Origin of the sequence: Acinetobacter beijerinckii CIP 110307 (genome assembly GCF_000369005.1) — a bacterium.
GTDB classification, from domain to species: domain Bacteria; phylum Pseudomonadota; class Gammaproteobacteria; order Pseudomonadales; family Moraxellaceae; genus Acinetobacter; species Acinetobacter beijerinckii.
In genome coordinates, this window is record NZ_KB849764.1 from 710,055 (window position 1) to 727,985 (window position 17,931).

Consider the following 17,931-nt stretch of genomic DNA (forward strand, 5'->3'; position numbering starts at 1 on the left):
TACATTACCCTTTTAAAAACCAATACATCACAGTCATTAAGACACTCGGAACAATAACGCCCAACCACACTTTCAGCGTTGAATTGACCAGAAATACCCAAATGAACACGGCACAATGGATCACGAAAACCAACATGGTTGCGCCAAAAACAGCATTCGCCTTTAAGGGTTCTGCTGAAAAAAAAGCCCCCATCAACATTGCCGCTATCGAAGCAAAATAATAGCCACCAAAAATGGCCAAGACAAAACGTGAAAAAATCATCAATCGATATTTAATCAATGATGATTGTTCAACCTTCTTTTTTGTGACTCTTTTGGCGGAGGCCAATGGCACAGACGCTTCAATATTCATAAAAGATAACCAGTCAGGTGACGATGATGCAAAATAATCGCCACCTGCATTTCAGGAAGATTAGAAAGAAAACTTGAGATTTAAATAATATTGGCGACCACGATATGCGTTTGCAGATAAAGCTTGTTCTAACACGTAAGAACCTTAATTCATTATTAAAAATTTCGTAAATAATAAACAAAACAAACAAAAATGACAATGATAATGATAACTACTATCATTTATTTGTTCTATCTAAGATATTGTCTCTTTAAAGTTCGCCGCTTTTTAAATTGAATATTATCTATGACTACTCTTGCCTAACGGCATAATCATTCTTATTTTTTGCATGATTAAGTACAGAATTGATTAACCTACTTAACTAAGCTTAAATATCTAGATAACTCCCACCTGTTCCTAAAATATATTTTATATTTTACAAATACTTAAAATCTAAAATATTTAATTAAGCAAAATATATCATTCAAACTTAAATCTGTTATTTTCAGATTAAAATTCTAGAAAAGGAACGAAAAACGTTCCTTATTTTATAATTTCTTTTCGAGTTGACGATCCATAAGACGAAACAATGGTCGTGTCAGATTCATGACTGCGCTTGGTGCTGTATTCAATAAAGCATTTGCAATCGCACCACTTGAACTTGTAACGCGATAAGGTTTTTTCTGAACAGCTTTCACCAACCAACCCGCTGCTTTCTCTGTATCCAACATTCGCATATGCTTATAAATCACAGTTTTTGATGACATCGGTGTTCTTACCATAGGGAAATAAACCACAGTCACATCTATACCTTGATCTCCCAATTCCATTTTTAATGAGCGAGAAAAGGATTCGAGTGCAGATTTACTGGCTAAGTAGGCTGAAAATAGTGGGATTGGAACTTGTGTCGACATGGTTGAGACATTAACGATATGCCCCTCTTGATTGGCAAGAAAGTGTGGCATCAATGCCAACGTCAAACGAACAGCAGCAAAATAATTAATTTGCATCGTGCGTTCATAATCATGCAAGCGATCAAGTGACTGAGTGATTGGGCGACGAATGGATCGTGCCGCATTGTTAATCAACACATCAATTTTTTGATGTTCAGTTAAGATCGTTTCAATACAACCCCTTGCATCTTCATCAACTGTGATGTCGACTGGATAAATCCAAGCTTGACCGCCACGCTGTTCAATTGTGTTTTTAACCCGTTGCAATTCTTCTTTGCGTCGTGCAATTAAACAGACTTTCGCACCTAGATCTGCAAGCTGAATCGCAGCTTGTTCACCTATGCCACTAGAAGCACCCGTGATGATGATCGTTTTTTTATTCACATTCATGTCATTATCCTAAAGTTATTTTCGACGATCGATGTATTCAATATAACCACGACCTTCAATTGAAGTATCTTGATATTCACCTTTATAGCGATAAGCACCTACGTAACCACTACCAAGACCATAAATCATCGGGGTATCTACCTGACCGTTGATAATCGCTAGGATTTTTTGTTGGTCTTTAATGACCCATCTAAAGGTTGCAGGTAGATTCATCTCTACGCCATCAGGAGAAATTACAGATTTGTCCTGGTAACTTAATACTTCAAATTCTGCTTCAAAACTTTGGTTATATTGATCTAAACCACGTATAAATGCTTTGCTGACTATTTTCACATCTTTTAGACGAGTGTCATTCAGTAAAAGCTGAGTGTTATCATCTAAGTTGATAATTTGATAAGTAAAAAAATCTAATGGAATTTTAAAAGCAGAAGGAATGGCTTTATCTCTAATCATATAAGGGCTGATACAGGCCGCATACTCAAAAGTGCAAAGCCCGTTGATTTTTTGGGTCTCTCCGCGATAGCTCACGACACCTTCATACTGTGAAAGCAAACTGAAATGATCGTAAATTGGACTTTTAATAAACCATGTCACTTTATCTGTATTGGTAATTTTAATATTGAGTTCGAAATCAGTTGCATGTGCAATCACGTGGTAGTGCGGATAGTAGCCTGTAATTGTAATGTTTTGACCAAATTGGATATGCGATCCATCTTCATATAGCTGACATTCTTTAGGAATTGAATAGCCGTTGAATTGATCTGGGTAAGTAGCGGCTGTACCCATAACTGCAGTTGCATTATTTCGAGGTGAATCTTTGAATACATGATCTGTATCAAATGCTAATGCACCTGGTGTACCAATAACAGACATAATGGAAAAGAATTGATGAGGTGCTGGTAGTTCAGGAATCATCACTCCATAATGAGTCCAACCGATATGCTTAGCCTGATGATAAGGTTTTAATGCGTAGCCTTTAGGAAATGCTTTGCCATCTTGCGATGCAGAACTGTCAATCAGGGGGAATATTGAATGAATCAACGATTTGATTGCAGGTTTTGTCACTAATTTTTCAGTGTTTTTAATCAATGATAAGTTCAAAGTAAGACCCACTTATATATAGCATTGCTATGAATATAATGCAGAATATGTTGTTAAATTTGACTTTTAATTACCAAAGATTATGTCAGTTCGATCAAATTGATTTTTAATAAGATGAATCTTTTTTAATTATAAAATCGTAATTCAAAAGTTTTGGCTTCAATCATGAAAAAAGGTGCATGATTGACATACACCTTTCACAGATCAAAAATTTAAAGATTTAACTTGCAGCTTTAGCTCTAGCTTTGTGCAATTTTTTATAACTATCGATCAGACGTAAATGACGGTCAAGCCCTTCTAGTTTCATACTTGTTGGCGTTAAACCATAAAAACGTACCGTACCTTCTACAGAACCAACAACAGCATCCATACGTTCATCACCAAACATACGTCGGAAGTTCTTTTCGTAATCTTCCAACTCCATCTCATCATCAAGAATGACTTCCAGCACGACATTCATGCACTGATAGAACAGACCACGCTCAACGGTATTGGTGTTGTATTGTAAGAACGTTTCAACCAATTCTTTAGCCTCTTCAAACTGTTCTAACGCAATATAGATCAACAGCTTAAGCTCTAGGATGGTCAACTGTCCCCACACCGTATTGTCATCAAACTCAATGCCAATCAAGGTTGCGATTTCAGTATAGTCATCTAGTTCACACTCTTCTAAACGCTCGGCTAAAGCTACAAGTTGAGTTTGATCTAAGCGATGCAGATTTAAAATATCTTCACGGAATGCCAATGCTTTATTGGTATTATCCCAAATTAAATCTTCGACCAGATAAATTTCTGAATAATCAGGAACTAAGATACGGCATGCTGTTGCACCTAAATGCTCATAAACAGCCATATACACTTCTTTGCCCATTTCTTGCAAAATTTCAAACAACTCAGCAGCTTCTTCCTCATTTGAGTTTTCACCATCGTTGGTGAAATCCCACTCGACAAAATCATAGTCTGATTTAGCGCTAAAGAAACGCCATGAAACTAAGCCGCTAGAGTCAATAAAGTGTTCAACAAAATTGTTTGGTTCAGTCACCGCTTCACTTTGGAAGGTTGGTTGTGGTAAGTCATTGAGACCTTCAAAACTACGACCTTGTAACAGTTCAGTCAGACTACGTTCTAAAGCAACTTCAAAACTTGGATGAGCACCGAATGAGGCAAATACACCGCCAGTACGTGGGTTCATCAGTGTCACGCACATGACAGGAAAGTCACCACCCAAAGAAGCATCTTTCACTAAAACAGGGAAACCTTGTTCTTCTAAACCTTGGATACCTGCCACAATACTTGGGTATTTTGCTAATACTTCTTGTGGTACATCTGGTAAAGCGATTTCCCCTTCTAAAATTTCACGTTTTACAGCACGCTCAAAAATCTCAGATAAACATTGAACTTGGGCTTCAGCCAAAGTATTACCTGCACTCATTCCATTACTGAGGTATAAGTTCTCAATCAAATTCGATGGGAAATATACAATTTTATCGTCAGATTGGCGTACAAATGGCAATGAACAAATACCGCGTTCAGTATTACCTGAATTGGTATCGTACAAATGCGTACCCAATAATTCATCATCTGGGTTATAAATTTCGAGGCAGTAATTATCCAAAATTTCTTTTGGCAATTCACCATTAGGACCCGGTTTGAACCACTTTTCATCTGGATAATGTACAAACTCTGCATTGGCAATTTCTTCACCCCAGAACTGGTCATTATAGAAAAAGTTACAGTTTAATCGCTCAATAAACTCACCCAAAGCTGATGCCAAAGCACTTTCTTTGGTTGAACCTTTACCATTGGTGAAGCACATTGGTGACTGTGCATCACGAATATGTAAAGACCAAACATTCGGCACAATATTGCGCCATGAGGCAATTTCAATCTTCATACCTAGATTTGCCAAAATACCAGACATATTGGCAATGGTTTCTTCTAACGGTAGATCTTTACCTGCAATGTAAGTACTACTCTCTGAAGCCAAACTTGGCATCAACAGTGCTTGAGCATCTGCATCAATACTTTCGACTTCCTCAATGATAAATTCAGGACCCGTTTGAATCACTTTCTTCACGGTACAACGATCAATTGAACGTAAAATGCCTTGACGATCTTTTTCAGAAATATCTGCTGGTAACTCAACCTGAATTTTAAAAATCTGTTTATAGCGGTTTTCAGGGTCAACGATATTATTTTGTGATAAACGAATATTATCTGTAGGTATATCTCGAGCCGCACAATACACTTTGACAAAATAAGCTGCACAAAGTGCTGATGAAGCAAGAAAGTAATCAAAAGGACCTGGCGCAGAACCATCACCTTTATAACGAATTGGCTGATCAGCGATTACTGTAAAGTCATCAAATTTGGCTTCTTGTCGAAGGTTGTCGAGATAATTAACCTTGATTTCCATGCTGGTACCTAATTTTCTTACATGTCAGGATAAACATATAAAATTCAAAATATTGATATATAAGCCGAATCGCGGATAAGAAATTGACTTAAAAGTAGCTAGAGTTAATTCGTCAAAATAACTTGAACTAACTCTAGTAATGATGGGCGCTATTATAGAAGTATTTTATGCAATTGATAACTTTTGTGTGTTTTTCTAGTCTTTAAATAAGCAATTGAAAGCTCAAAAGTGCTTAGCAATAAAAATAAGTATATTTTGATTGCATCAGATTAACGCTTTTTTGAACTTTTCTTAGTTAAAAACTGAAGTGCATTAGAATAATGCGTTGGCGTAATTCTTTGTATGATATCTAAAATTTTTGCATCATTACCGATTAGAATACGCGCTTTATTTTTCCTCACTGCATCAAGAATAATCTTTGCAGCAACTTCTGGTGGAGTTTTTAATACTTTATTAAATGCTCGGCTGGCTTTAGCTGGATTCATGCCCAAAGAACGGATGCTATCATTCATACGTGCACTATTCGCAATATTGGTACGGATACCGCCTGGATGAACACAGGTCACACTAACACCATTATTTTGAATATTTAACTCTTGTCGCAGTGATTCTGTAAAACCTCGAACAGCAAATTTTGTTGCATTATAAGCACTTTGGCTTGGTTGAGCCGTTAAACCAAAAAGACTCGAAATATTAATAATATGCCCTTCACCACTTTGCTTTAAATAAGGTAAGAACTCTTTGGTTCCATACACCACACCCCAAAAGTTAATATCAAAAATCCATTCCATTTCGTCATAACTCATCCCTTCAACAGTACTCGCTAATGCCACACCTGCATTATTAAAAATTAAATTGATTTTGCCATGTGCTTCAAAACTATTTACAGCCCATTCTTTTATCGCTTTTTGATCTGATACATCTAATTGGGTCGTTGTAACATTCACGGGGTATTGTTTTATTAAAGATACTGTTTCAGCTAAGCCTTGATCATTGACATCACTTAAAGCCAAATGAGCACCTTGCTGTGCCAATAAGATCGCAAGTTGTTGACCGATTCCTGAACCTGCACCAGTGATTGCGGCGACTTTATGACTAAAATTTCTCATTTCATGACTCTATCTTTAATTTATAAAAATTCGCTGCATTTTGTCTAAATATGGCATGCAGCGCGTGATCACCATAAGGATTAATCATTTCAATATATGCACTAATTAAGTCCGATAAAGCCACATTGGGTTTATCCATTGGAAAGTTTGAGGCATAAATAATTCGATCAGTACCAAATACATTTATCGCATGTTGAATCATCGGTGTTAATAAATGGATTATTTCTGCAATGCTTGCAGTGCGCTGCTGCTGATAAAAAGTATGTCCAAGTACAGGCATCATCAAGCCAGAAATCTTGGCATAAACATTTTTTTGTTGCGCTAAATCCTCCAATTCATATTTCCACTGTTCAAAAATATCAGCTCGTTCAGCAGAAGTTCGCCCCGTTCTCTTACCTACTGAACCAAACAAACCTACTGGCGTCGCTAAATGATCAACGACAATCGGTGTTTGTGGGAAGTTTTTTGCTAAAAGATTGATTTCATTTAACTGTGTTGAATAAGCCCAAGCATCAAATGAAAGTTCCATTTTTGCCAAGTGCTCAAAACCTTTTAAAAACGTCTTTGATTGATATAAATGTGGTTTATCGCACCAACGATAAACGCCTTGATCGTCATGCCAAGCTGCCATTTTTCGAATCCCCCGAAATAACGGACTCGCATCTTGATGAGCTGTTAATATATCTTTGAATTTTTTATATCTAGGATCGGCAGTTGCCACAATTGCGCCAAGATTTAAATTATGCGTCTTAAAATTAAGTTGATTAAGCCAATGGGTTTCTTCGACCACACCAAATCTTTTTTGATGATGCCAATTAGCTTCAACATGTACCACACAATCAACATCAAATGGCACAGTGTCGGCTTTATAGTGTTCTGGTAAATATGGATTAAGTGCGTATTGAGTCACACCTAAACTATCCAGCAATGGTTTAGGTTTAACAAGACGTACAATTTTATCCATTAAAACAGGATATTTACCCAATGTTTTAACCAATAAAGCTGCTGAATGCGGTGTATGGTAAGGATCCCATTGGTGTATATGTGGGTCAATTATTGGAAAATCTAATCCTTTCATTCCACTTCCCATCCCTGATTTAATTTTAAAAGTGCTTTGAATATTTTTAGCCTACAGAACAATCCACTATGAATGAAATGATTTATTTAAATATTAAAATATGAATTTCATTCATTTTGCAACTTGTAGAAAACAACTGAATTTATAGATAAATTACTGAACCAACCTCAATTCGTTGATTAAAATAATCAATCTGTTCTGTCGATACTAAACCTTAGAATATTAGAGGTGTTTTCGTTCTATTCTTCGCTTAAATGCGCCCCACTTCGAGATATGGAATTAATTGATCATCAAAATTTGAACGAGGATCGCCCGCATAACTGATAAAACCATGCATTCCCGTTAAGCGTTCACCTTTGTAGAACTGGTTCAATTGATAACGAGGATCTTTATGGGATAGCGTAAAGCTCACGACACCTATTCCTTGTCTTTTAGAAAGCTTGTACGCATCCCCCAACATTAGATTGTGTAGTGCTAGATTGTTTGGATGGCATAATAAGCTATGTAACACGTGATATTTTAATGAATCGCCAAGTTTAGGCAATGGCATTCCCTTAGTAATTGAATTTATTAAATTATAAATTGGTCTTAATACAGCTATTATGGGACTGTAATGTAAAATTTTAGTTTGTTTAATGCGATGTTGATTCCATAAACCAAACATACCGATTAGCTTTTTATCTTGAAAATACAAGACGAAATCTGAAAGTTTAATCCCTGAATAATAGCGATGCCCATGAGCTAGTTCTTCAAAATTATAGGCAGGGATAAAATTATAGTGCTCAGACATTTCCGTAATAAAATCATTCATTGATTGGATATGCTCTGGTTGAGCAACACAAGACTGAACTTGGCGATTATCTTGATAATCAGGCGCTGTACTATTTATAAATGCGTTGATTTTTCTTTTCTTTGCTAAATGCGTCAACGTCAATGTTTCAATCAATCCTTCATCATAATAATCTGGCATACCTGTTTTAGAGGTTTGCATAGCGGCACGAGCTGCATGATTATCATCAAAAATGATCATTTGACTAAAATTAGGGTCGTGCATATTTGTTTTCAGGTGCACAGCTAAAACTTTAACTAAAGATTTTCCACGATAGTTGCAATCGACACGTAAATCGCTAGCGTATCGCAAGTCCTGTATCTGCTGATTGATATAACACGGACGGTACCCATTACTATAACAAGCAACTTTTTTCTGGTGTTCTTTATCCTCAATCACAACATGTAATTTGTGCCTATACAGGATATCAGAAGCTTTAAAATAACTAGGCTCACGTTGAAAGCTGATTTGAACCCCTCTCGTTGTCATTGGAACAGCGATAAGTGCTCTCAAGCCATGATCATCCTCAAGCGTTGCCTCACGTGTAATCAGATTATATTGAGACTTCTGCTCTAGATTCATTTTCATTGCATTTTGACCTGTGCATGAGGTGATATAGACACTAAATCATTCAAACTTCCCATTTGATCTAGCAGTTGATAGACAAATACGACCTCATCCTGTTGGTTGACGGTCTTTTGCGTTTGAACATCTAATAGTTTTTGCTCAGTATTAAGTAAATCAAAAGTGGTTTTCGTACCTAATTCAAACTCTTTACGGGTATATACAAATGCGATTGAAGCTGCATCAATTGCATTTTGCAGCGCATCTTTATTTTGGCGAATAGTTTGAAGTTGTGCATAAGTTGTACGAATACGTTGATTTAAATCTAGCTCCAAAGTTTTAATTTTCTGATCAGCAAGCTGAATATCAACTTGAACTTTATTGATGTTTGCTCGATTTAGTCCATCATCATAGAGCGGTACATTTAACTGAATACCCACCATATAATTATTACTTTCAGAGCCGATATTGGTTGCTTCATGCTGAGCACCGAGCTTACTGGTGAGCATTACTGTTGGCCACAACTCTCTTTTGGTCAAAGCATATTGCTTTTCAGCTGCTTGCCTTTCGTATTTCGCTTGTATCAACGCGGGATGAGTTTTGGCTTTTAAAATAATTTCGTCCACGTTGTTGCTAATACTTGGTAGTTGATTTATTACGACCAAATCATCAGGTTTTAGACCAGTGATTTGATAAAATTGTGCCTCACTGATAGTTAGATTAGATTGAGCTTGCGTAATATCTGCTTGCCCTTGAGCGACTTGAGCTAAAACCTGAGCTAAGTCTGCTCGTGTAATCATGCCGACATCAAAACGCCTCTGAGATTCATACAGAGAACGCTGTAAATTTGACATGGTTTTCTTTCTAAGATCTAAAATTGCTTTTTTCTTTAACACATCGGTATAAACCATCACCGTATTTAATATCGTTTCAGATCGTTGATCTGATAATGCTTCAGTACGAGCAGAAAGCTGCTTCTTAGCAACTTCAATACCTAGACGATGGCGACCAGAAGTATAGACTGGATAATCCAACTGAAGTTGCAAACTACGACCTCGACGATTCCCTTCAGTTGGAAACATTACGTTGGTTGGGGTTTCTATTTTTTCATAATCCAACTGCCCAACCAGATTGACCCTCAGTCCATCTCGTTGTGTTGCTTGATCAAGTATCGCAGTGGATTGATTGACACCTAATCGACTCAGTTCTAATTGACTTTCATGACTCAAACTCGCTGAAATTGCATCATCTAAGTTCATTGCCTCAGCTGTATGTGCGGCAAATAGGACTGACAAATAAATCAAATATTGATATTTGGACACCTTTTTTTTAAATTGCATTATTTCTCTATTCATAATCGCTCCAGACTATTCAAAGAGATTTTCTTTAGCGGTTCAGGTTTGATATTTCCTTCAATTAAACCATCAGACATCACCAGTTTTTTATATGCAGCCCAACCATCGTGTGCTTGGCGAATTTGTGGTAGATCAAGTTGACCTAAATTACGTGCTAATTCGTAATGGAAGTTTTGGCGCAAAATACTGTCAATATATTGATGATCAACTGAGTGATGAATCTCGCCTTCAAACAGCACACAATAAAATGGTTTACTTTGTTGCTGCGTATCTATGGCAAGCAATGAAATCGCTTTGGAATCAGTTTTATTTAAATGAGACAATAGCTGTTGAGCTGTTTCAGGAGCAAGCTTTTCACCCACTAAATCTACACCGAAACGCCGACCTTGAAACTCAAAACAAGGCACTTGTTCAAAGAAACCTGTAACCAATAAGCAATCATCTAAACAATAACGTAGCAAGCCATTGCCTGAACTAATAATCGGACTAACCACATCACCAATTTTGAGTTCCCAAGACGGAATGATTTTTCCTTGCTGTTCACCCTCTAAATATTCAAATTCATAAAAATGGCTTTGATATGCTAATGGATACAGACCGTTATAAGGTATAGTTACAACACCCTCTGTTGCCCACAACCCTTTGCCTTCAAATTGAACGAAAGGTAATCGCTGTTGTAGTTTTTCAGCCCAAGCTTTAGATCCCGCAGTATCCCAACTCGATATTAAACTGAGTTTTGGCCATAATTTTTTAAAATCAATTTGGTGACCGTCTGTAGCTGCAATTAAACGTTTTGCACTTTTTGAACAAAAGGGGGCTTTAATTTGCGCTAAATATGCTTGCCGCAATCCCCATGATCCACTCTCAAGCACTTGAACAACCTCATATTGCAAAGCTTCTAAACGATCAAGTAACTGCAAAGCAAAAGTTGGGCTCCATACAGAAATCAATGCCAAATTATGGTTTGCAACCAAATAACATAAGGTCGCAAACAAAGCATCATCCGCATTTGCGGCAAAAGCGACATTACTTGGAACAGCTTGGGTAAATTTAGATAAAATACGCTTTCCTAGACTTAATAAGGCACTGTCATCATTAAGATTTTTATCTTTTAATACTTGACGTTGGCTTTCAGGCAACCATGAAACTGACCAATAATGTGTGCCATATTTTAATGCAGGACATTTACGATACATGCTTGCCAACCATGGGGCGATTGCATGATCAAGCTGATCTAAAAATAATTGGGTATAAGGAATAAATTTAATCTGTTCACTCGAACCACTCGTAGGCTGGAAACGAATAAGCTTACTGATCGAAAGTAATGATTCCTGCTCACGATATTCAGTTATCGCCTCTCGCCAGTCGCTATAACGTGAAGGAGCAAAAAACGCTATAAATTCTTCATAATTTGAAATATTTTCTTTTCTAGCAAGAGTTGATGTTTTTAAAATTGTACTTAATATTTGACGTTGAGATGCTTCTAAATGATTGGTATTTTTTTTAAAGCTTCTTTCTGAAGTTTCACACCAGTTCTTCATGATCAAATGTGATCCCTTGGTCAGCCATCCTGTATATTTCATTTTGAGATACTCTTTCTAAATTTATTATTTGTACAGATTGCTTCGTGCTTTCCCTTACTTGTTGGCTTTGTAATAAGTCTTGCTGGAAAGCGAACCAAATCCTTCCATCCCAAACGACCAATGCAAGGCAGCTCAGTTCCCACAGTCCAAGTCGGGTTTTTCATTTCAAAAAAATTAATTTTAGGATTTGCTGTCCTCATTTCTTCTGTGATGGGTGCAACTTCATTTTTTAGAGGCTGATAATCATGACCAAAATTCAATAATCCAACTTCTTTATCATAATATTCACCAAAAAAGTTTTCACAATAATGCTCTATTACAGTAGATAAATGCTCATTTTCACCCTGCAAATTTGGATAATAAACATAATAATTATTTGCCAACAGTAAGTAAGTTTTATAACCTTTGGATATAAGTAACCAATAAAATTCATTAAAAGGATAACGAATTCTTAGTTTAACGATTAATTTCAACATCGTTGTCTGGAGTGTGCGAGTTCCCCAAAACTCTTTTAAAATAACCGTATCACCGCTAAATAAAACAGTATAGTGCTTACCATCTAAATAAAAATGTTGAACTGCGACTGTAGAAAATCCAACAATCTCATGTGTCTTTGAATTAAAAATAAGAATTGCGCCGCTTTTCTTTTTAAAATCATTTAAAAAAATTTCAAACTGAGTGTTTTCATAATATTGCTCATAAATCGAATACATATCTTTCAATTGATTATTATCAATTTTTTCTCTTTCAACATATTGACCATAAGAGTTCTCTTTAGTACTTAATATTGAAATAATTTTAGCCGTTGTATTAATCATAAGTCAGTCCATTAAATTTTAAATATGAAAATCTCTATCTCGTTAAGAAATATAAAATTCATATGGTTTTTGTTTTAAGGAATCAAATTTTAAACATGTTCCTTTTTATTTTTAAATCATTATTCATGATTTAACCCTCTAGCGTAATTCAGCTATATATTCATTTTCTTAGCCCTATCCATAAATATTGTGAGAAATGCAGTAATAATCATAATGACTGAAAGTAATCGTAATAAATCATTAAAACTCGATGTAAGAGCTTGATAATGAATATCTCGGTAGATAACACTGAGTGCTATTCTTTGAGCATCAGCGCCAACATGTTGATACTGTGCTGTAAGCTGATCTAACTTTTCGATAAAAATCCAATTCTGAGGTGTCATATATTGATTAAGTTGAGTAACGTGTATTGCGGTGAGCCAATCTAACGACGAATTAATCAGTGCCAATCCTACTGCACCACCAATATTTCGCATCAGATTATAAATTCCACTAGCATCTGCAACTTTTGAAAGTGGTAATGTACTCATCGCTAAATGTGATACGACGATCAAGCAAATCATCAAACCTATACCACGATAAACCTGTGGCCAAAACATAAAATCATAATCACTATGAATGCTTAAATGAGAATTTAACCAGACACCAAAACCAGCTAAAAGCATGCCTACAAATACTGTTTTTCGTGTATCAAAATTTGGAATCAACCAAGCCAACAATGGCGCAAATAAGAACATTACAATTCCTGTAACCATCATAATATGACCGATTTGACTACTGTTCATTTCACGCACTTGCCCTAGAAATACAGGAATCATGTAGCCTAAACCGTATAAGGCCATGCCTATAACGAAGGTAATAATTGAACTTAAAGTAAAATTTTTATTCTTGAAAACACTTAAATCGAGTAAAGGATGCGCTTGGGTAAAACTGCGTGAGAAGAAAATAAAAGCTCCTATAACGCATATAATAAAAGCAAATCGTACACCTGTATCGACAAACCAATCATGACGAGCGCCTTCATCTAGAAAATATTCCAATCCACCTAAAAACATTGCCATACCGATTAAAGCAATCCAATCCATGGTCTTAATCAAAGCATGGTTTGGCTTATCAATACTTGGTCCAGAAAAAATGATCGTTGCAATAATAATTCCTGGGACAATATTGATTAAAAACATCCAATGCCATGAAAAATTATTGGTTAGCCATCCACCAATCGTCGGACCAATTGCAGGGCCTAAGGTACTTACCATGCCAAAAACAACCAAAGGTAATGATCGTTTAACTTCAGGAAAAAGTATAAATAAAGCAGTCATTGATGTTGGAATCATACCTCCGCCCATAAATCCCTGAATTGCCCTGAACACGAGTAAACTTTCTAAATTCCAAGCAAGTGCACAAAGTAAAGAACTTATGGTGAAACCGATTGCACAAATCGTGTAATAAATTCGAGTAGACAAAATTCTAGAAACGATACTCGACATTGGAATTGCGATAATTTCAGCAATGAGGTATACCGTTTGTACCCAAGTCACTTCATAACGACTGGCACTCATTCCTGCTTGAACTTCATTTAAAGAACTTGCGACAATTTGTATATCGAGAATTGCCATGAAGTTACCAAAAATCATCGCGAGAAAGATGATCCACGCAGTTTTGGGCGCAAAGTTCCACTCACCATTAAAGTGCTTATTCATTTTTTATACCTTAATGACTTTATTATTAAGTTCTTAGGTCAACGGTTGCGCTGACTGACATTCCAGGTTTTATTAGCTCAATATGTGGCGTGGAATCAATTGAAATACGCACAGGTATACGTTGCACAACTTTATTAAAATTTCCTGTGGCATTGTCAGGTGGCATAAGTGAAAACGTCGCACCCGATGCTGGAGAAAAACTCTCGATTTTGCCCATATAGGTCACACTTGGATAAGCATCAACTTTCAACTTAACCATCTGACCAATATGCATTTTCTCTATCTGTGTCTCTTTGAAATTTGCCTGAACATAGATACTGTTTTCAGGAATAATGGCCATTAAACGTGTTTGAGGTGATACACGTGATCCCTTTTGTATCGCAAGGCTGCCGACTTTACCTGAAACAGGACTTACTATTTTTGATGCCGCTAAATCAATTTGGTAAAGGTTTAAAGTTGCATCAGCATTTTGAATATCAGCTAAAAGTTGCGCTCTACTGGCCTGTAAACTTCCAAGTTGAGCTTTTGCAGAGTTAACCGCTGCTTGGGCCTTTGTTAATTGTGCTTGAGCAGATAAGTATTGTGATTGGATATTGTCAAAATTTTGACGCGTGATTACTCCATCTTGAAGTAAATCTTGATAACGAATAAAGTCTTTTTTCAGACGAGATAATTCTGCTTGAGCTGCAATAACCCCACTATTGGCTTCTTCAATCGTAGCATTTGCTGACTTTTCGTTTTGTTGCTGTACACCTAATGCTGCTTGTTTTAAACTCACAACTGAACGCGCTTGATCATATCTTGCTTGGTAATCACGATGATCTAAAACAGCTAACACCTCACCTTGTTTGACAATTTTATTGTCACTCACAATGAGATCAATAACTTCACCAGAGGTTTTTGGTATGACCCAAGTTACATCTGCTTGAACATAGGCATTGTCAGTTGACTGATAAAAACGAAATACAAGAAAATAGTAGATTAGTCCTAATATTAGACATAGCATGAGCAAACTAAAAACGACCCACGTTATTTTTTTACGTTTTTGGTAATGACTATCCGTTTCTACCTGAACCAAGGTATCCATATTTCGTTCCATATACTTTTAATATAAATTTTTATTTTGACCCAACTAAACTCGTGGGTAGCAATTCCACTAACTCTCATCTAGCTTAACTAAATAAAAGTTACGAACCTCGAATTGGCGAAAATTATCATTCTTTGTGTCATAAAATGTCATTGACCTTTATTTCAGTGAACAACTGTTTTTATGTCAATGCTTCTTTTTTCAAAACATGAATATTAAATGATAGATCTAATAAATGTGGAAACAGCAATTGAATAAAAAAATAATTTCAAAATAAAATTATTCCATTGATATTTAAATAATATTTAAAAGAATAAAATTGAGTTCTACCTGACGATTTCTGTACTTTCTTAAATGTTTATATTTCATTGAAATAGATTGAACATTCACAAATTTTGAGCAAGATGTGTCTATAAAAATGTAGCTATCTTGTAAAGTTGAACATTTGATCTTAAATTTACTTAGAAAAACATAGCTCAATTGTCGGATAACTGACAACTTGAATTTAACGAGAAATCTAAAGTATTTATGCTAAAAAATGTTGTAGGATTATCAAACAAATATGAGCTATTTACTCTTTAGCTCAGCGCTTGTGTCATTACAGAAATAGCTATCTAAAAAATAATATTGATTTCAAGGGAAACGGTTTATGGATTCAGGACTGATCACAATATTTTTGCCTATTGCCTTAGCCATCGTTATGGCAGGTATGGGGCTAGAACTAACACTTAAAGACTTTGCGAGAGTCAGTAAACACCCTAAAGCTGTTTTAATTGCTTTATTCTGTCAGCTCATTTTATTAGTGGGTATCGCATTTTTAATTTGTAAAATACTTGCTTTACCACCGCTTTTAGCTGTCGGTTTAATGCTATTGGCTGCATCACCTGGTGGTACGACAGCCAATTTATTTAGCTATTTATATAAGGGTGATATCGCTCTTAATATTACTTTAACTGCCATTAACGCAATCATCGCAGCGGTTTTCCTTCCCTTCATAGTCAACTTTTCAATTCTGCATTTCATGAATGAAGGACAGCAAGTTGGTCTGCAATTTACCAAGGTTTTACAAGTTTTTCTGATTATTTTAGTACCTGTATGTATTGGGATGTTTATTCGTCATTATGCGCCGCATGTTGCAGAAAAATTGAATCGTCCTGTTCGAATTTTTGCTGTAGTTTTTCTACTGATTATCATAATTGGTGCGATTATTAAAGAGCGAAGCAACTTAATTGATTACCTGGGACAGATCGGTTTAGCTACCGCACTATTCTGTGCTATTAGCTTAATGGTTGGATATTTCGTGCCACGAATGTTAGGCATTAGTTCATATCAAGCACGTGCATGTGCATTTGAGATCGGGATTCATAACAGCACTTTAGCCATGACGATTGCTCTCACGATTATGGCAAGTACCACCATCGCAATGCCTGCCGCGGTATACTCCATTTTCATGTATATCTTCGCGACTATATTCGGCATATTAATTACGAAATTTGCCCCTCAAGATGCTGTAAAAACAGTCTAATCTAAGATTTTCATCAAAAAAGCGTATAGAGATGCTATACGCTTTTTTTAAGCATAATCAAATCACAATTGCGTTAACTGTGCTTTAAGTTTTATTCCAGTCCAAACTTTCGGCTCTGATTCTGCCTGTTTTACTAGCTCAATTAATTTTTGGTTAATTGGTGCTGTTAGATTCAACTGTCTAGCTAAATTAACAACCTCACCATTGATCCAATCGATTTCAGTTTTTCTTCCAGCCATTAAATCATCTGCCATAGAAGAACGTGCAAGTGGATCGATAACGAGCATTTTTTTACTGATAATCTTAAAAACAACATTCGGTAACTTTAAAATTTTAGGAATAAATTGTGCAGGAATTGGGGTCAGTTTTGCTGGTTTAATTTTGGCTATTTTTAATAGATTCAAAGTTTCTAATTGAGCAAGCGCCAAACACTGACGATATTCTCGAATAGATAATTCTTGTTTCAGTGGAAGTTGGGATAGCGCATTGATTGAATTATTTAAGTTCAATAATAATTTTGCCCATTGTACAGCTTGCATATCTTGTTCTAACTGAATTTCTAACTTTGCTTTTTGAAATGCAAGCACGAGTTCAGCTAATTGCTCATGGCTTTTTACATACAAAGCACCATCTGTTCCTTGGTGGAAACGACCATTCCCCAAAGCTGCGACATTAAAAGGTACCATACCTTCAAGAATAGTGTGATCTATTAAAATTCGTTTTAGAATTCCCACATTACTTAAGCCATTTTGAAAACTAATAATAATGGTCTTTTTCTTTAAAATATCTTTTAATTCAAAAGCAACTAGTTCAGTAGATGCCGATTTTACACAAACCAAAATAATATCTGCATCAGCAGCTACATTAGGATCAATGCTCATTTTTAATTTATTTGCAGTAATGGTTTGCTTGAATCCTGTGTAATCTGAAACAGTTAAACCATAGGTTTGAAGTTCTTGCTGAATTTTAGGACGAACAATAAAATTTATGTCATAGTCAGCAGCAACCAATCTACCACCAAGATAGCATCCAATACTGCCTGCACCATAAATACATATTTTCATTGATGATCCTTAAACATCTCATTTCCAC

At 35.9% G+C, this 17,931-nt stretch carries 14 protein-coding genes; 1 reads left to right on the forward strand and 13 read right to left on the reverse strand.

The window, feature by feature from the left end:
* Window positions 1-4: 4 nt before the first annotated feature.
* From F933_RS04935 to F933_RS04990, 12 genes are all read right to left on the reverse strand, one after another.
* A complete protein-coding gene (locus F933_RS04935) occupies window positions 5-352 on the reverse strand; it encodes a DUF3649 domain-containing protein (protein ID WP_005058989.1) in 348 nt (115 codons plus the stop codon).
* Window positions 353-879: 527 nt separating this feature from the next.
* Window positions 880-1,674 carry an SDR family NAD(P)-dependent oxidoreductase gene (locus tag F933_RS04940; protein WP_005058990.1) on the reverse strand — a complete coding sequence of 265 codons (795 nt, stop codon included), beginning with the start codon at window positions 1,672-1,674 and terminating at the stop codon, window positions 880-882.
* Between the two features lie 15 nt (window positions 1,675-1,689).
* Window positions 1,690-2,775: a DUF6670 family protein gene (locus F933_RS04945; RefSeq protein ID WP_034710481.1), complete on the reverse strand. Its 1,086-nt coding sequence runs from the start codon at window positions 2,773-2,775 to the stop codon at window positions 1,690-1,692.
* 220 nt (window positions 2,776-2,995) lie between these two features.
* A complete protein-coding gene (locus F933_RS04950; RefSeq protein ID WP_005058992.1) occupies window positions 2,996-5,191 on the reverse strand; it encodes an OsmC domain/YcaO domain-containing protein in 2,196 nt (731 codons plus the stop codon).
* 269 nt (window positions 5,192-5,460) lie between these two features.
* Complete coding sequence (locus F933_RS04955) at window positions 5,461-6,300, reverse strand: SDR family NAD(P)-dependent oxidoreductase (RefSeq protein WP_005058993.1); 840 nt, start codon at window positions 6,298-6,300, stop codon at window positions 5,461-5,463.
* A 1-nt stretch (window position 6,301) separates the two neighbouring features.
* Complete coding sequence (locus tag F933_RS04960) at window positions 6,302-7,378, reverse strand: amidohydrolase family protein (RefSeq protein WP_005058994.1); 1,077 nt, start codon at window positions 7,376-7,378, stop codon at window positions 6,302-6,304.
* Window positions 7,379-7,628: 250 nt separating this feature from the next.
* Entirely contained in the window at window positions 7,629-8,795 is a 1,167-nt protein-coding gene (locus tag F933_RS04965) for a hypothetical protein (RefSeq protein WP_005058995.1), read from the reverse strand.
* Entirely contained in the window at window positions 8,792-10,126 is a 1,335-nt protein-coding gene (locus F933_RS04970) for a TolC family protein (RefSeq protein WP_005058996.1), read from the reverse strand. Before F933_RS04970 ends, F933_RS04965 begins: the two co-directional genes overlap by 4 nt.
* Window positions 10,123-11,709 (reverse strand): GH3 family acyl-acid amido synthetase, encoded by a 1,587-nt coding sequence (locus F933_RS04975; RefSeq protein WP_005058997.1) that lies wholly within the window; start codon window positions 11,707-11,709, stop codon window positions 10,123-10,125. Before F933_RS04975 ends, F933_RS04970 begins: the two co-directional genes overlap by 4 nt.
* Entirely contained in the window at window positions 11,706-12,527 is an 822-nt protein-coding gene (locus F933_RS04980; protein ID WP_005058998.1) for a hypothetical protein, read from the reverse strand. The genes F933_RS04975 and F933_RS04980 overlap by 4 nt, the downstream gene beginning before the upstream one ends.
* A gap of 152 nt (window positions 12,528-12,679) precedes the next feature.
* The gene (locus F933_RS04985; protein ID WP_005059000.1) at window positions 12,680-14,227 is read right to left on the reverse strand and encodes a DHA2 family efflux MFS transporter permease subunit; all 1,548 of its coding nucleotides are present in this window, start codon (window positions 14,225-14,227) and stop codon (window positions 12,680-12,682) included.
* A gap of 25 nt (window positions 14,228-14,252) precedes the next feature.
* Window positions 14,253-15,314: an HlyD family secretion protein gene (locus F933_RS04990; protein ID WP_005059001.1), complete on the reverse strand. Its 1,062-nt coding sequence runs from the start codon at window positions 15,312-15,314 to the stop codon at window positions 14,253-14,255.
* A 649-nt stretch (window positions 15,315-15,963) separates the two neighbouring features.
* Between F933_RS04990 and F933_RS04995 the strand changes: the two genes are divergently transcribed.
* Window positions 15,964-16,839: a bile acid:sodium symporter family protein gene (locus F933_RS04995; protein ID WP_005059003.1), complete on the forward strand. Its 876-nt coding sequence runs from the start codon at window positions 15,964-15,966 to the stop codon at window positions 16,837-16,839.
* Window positions 16,840-16,901: 62 nt separating this feature from the next.
* On the opposite strand, the gene F933_RS05000 is transcribed toward F933_RS04995, so the two are convergent.
* Window positions 16,902-17,903 carry a 2-dehydropantoate 2-reductase gene (locus F933_RS05000; RefSeq protein ID WP_005059004.1) on the reverse strand — a complete coding sequence of 334 codons (1,002 nt, stop codon included), beginning with the start codon at window positions 17,901-17,903 and terminating at the stop codon, window positions 16,902-16,904.
* Window positions 17,904-17,931 lie beyond the last annotated feature (28 nt).

Excerpts from the sequence above, each read along its gene's own strand:
- F933_RS04935 (WP_005058989.1), bottom strand. The coding sequence starts at position 352 with ATGAATATTGAAGCGTCTGTGCCATTGGCCTCCGCCAAAAGAGTCACA.
- F933_RS04940 (WP_005058990.1), bottom strand. The coding sequence starts at position 1,674 with ATGAATGTGAATAAAAAAACGATCATCATCACGGGTGCTTCTAGTGGC.
- F933_RS04950 (WP_005058992.1), bottom strand. The coding sequence starts at position 5,191 with ATGGAAATCAAGGTTAATTATCTCGACAACCTTCGACAAGAAGCCAAA.
- F933_RS04955 (WP_005058993.1), bottom strand. The coding sequence starts at position 6,300 with ATGAGAAATTTTAGTCATAAAGTCGCCGCAATCACTGGTGCAGGTTCA.
- F933_RS04960 (WP_005058994.1), bottom strand. The coding sequence starts at position 7,378 with ATGAAAGGATTAGATTTTCCAATAATTGACCCACATATACACCAATGG.
- F933_RS04965 (WP_005058995.1), bottom strand. The coding sequence starts at position 8,795 with ATGAAAATGAATCTAGAGCAGAAGTCTCAATATAATCTGATTACACGT.
- F933_RS04970 (WP_005058996.1), bottom strand. The coding sequence starts at position 10,126 with ATGAATAGAGAAATAATGCAATTTAAAAAAAAGGTGTCCAAATATCAA.
- F933_RS04975 (WP_005058997.1), bottom strand. The coding sequence starts at position 11,709 with ATGAAATATACAGGATGGCTGACCAAGGGATCACATTTGATCATGAAG.
- F933_RS04980 (WP_005058998.1), bottom strand. The coding sequence starts at position 12,527 with ATGATTAATACAACGGCTAAAATTATTTCAATATTAAGTACTAAAGAG.
- F933_RS04985 (WP_005059000.1), bottom strand. The coding sequence starts at position 14,227 with ATGAATAAGCACTTTAATGGTGAGTGGAACTTTGCGCCCAAAACTGCG.
- F933_RS04990 (WP_005059001.1), bottom strand. The coding sequence starts at position 15,314 with ATGGATACCTTGGTTCAGGTAGAAACGGATAGTCATTACCAAAAACGT.
- F933_RS04995 (WP_005059003.1), top strand. The coding sequence starts at position 15,964 with ATGGATTCAGGACTGATCACAATATTTTTGCCTATTGCCTTAGCCATC.
- F933_RS05000 (WP_005059004.1), bottom strand. The coding sequence starts at position 17,903 with ATGAAAATATGTATTTATGGTGCAGGCAGTATTGGATGCTATCTTGGT.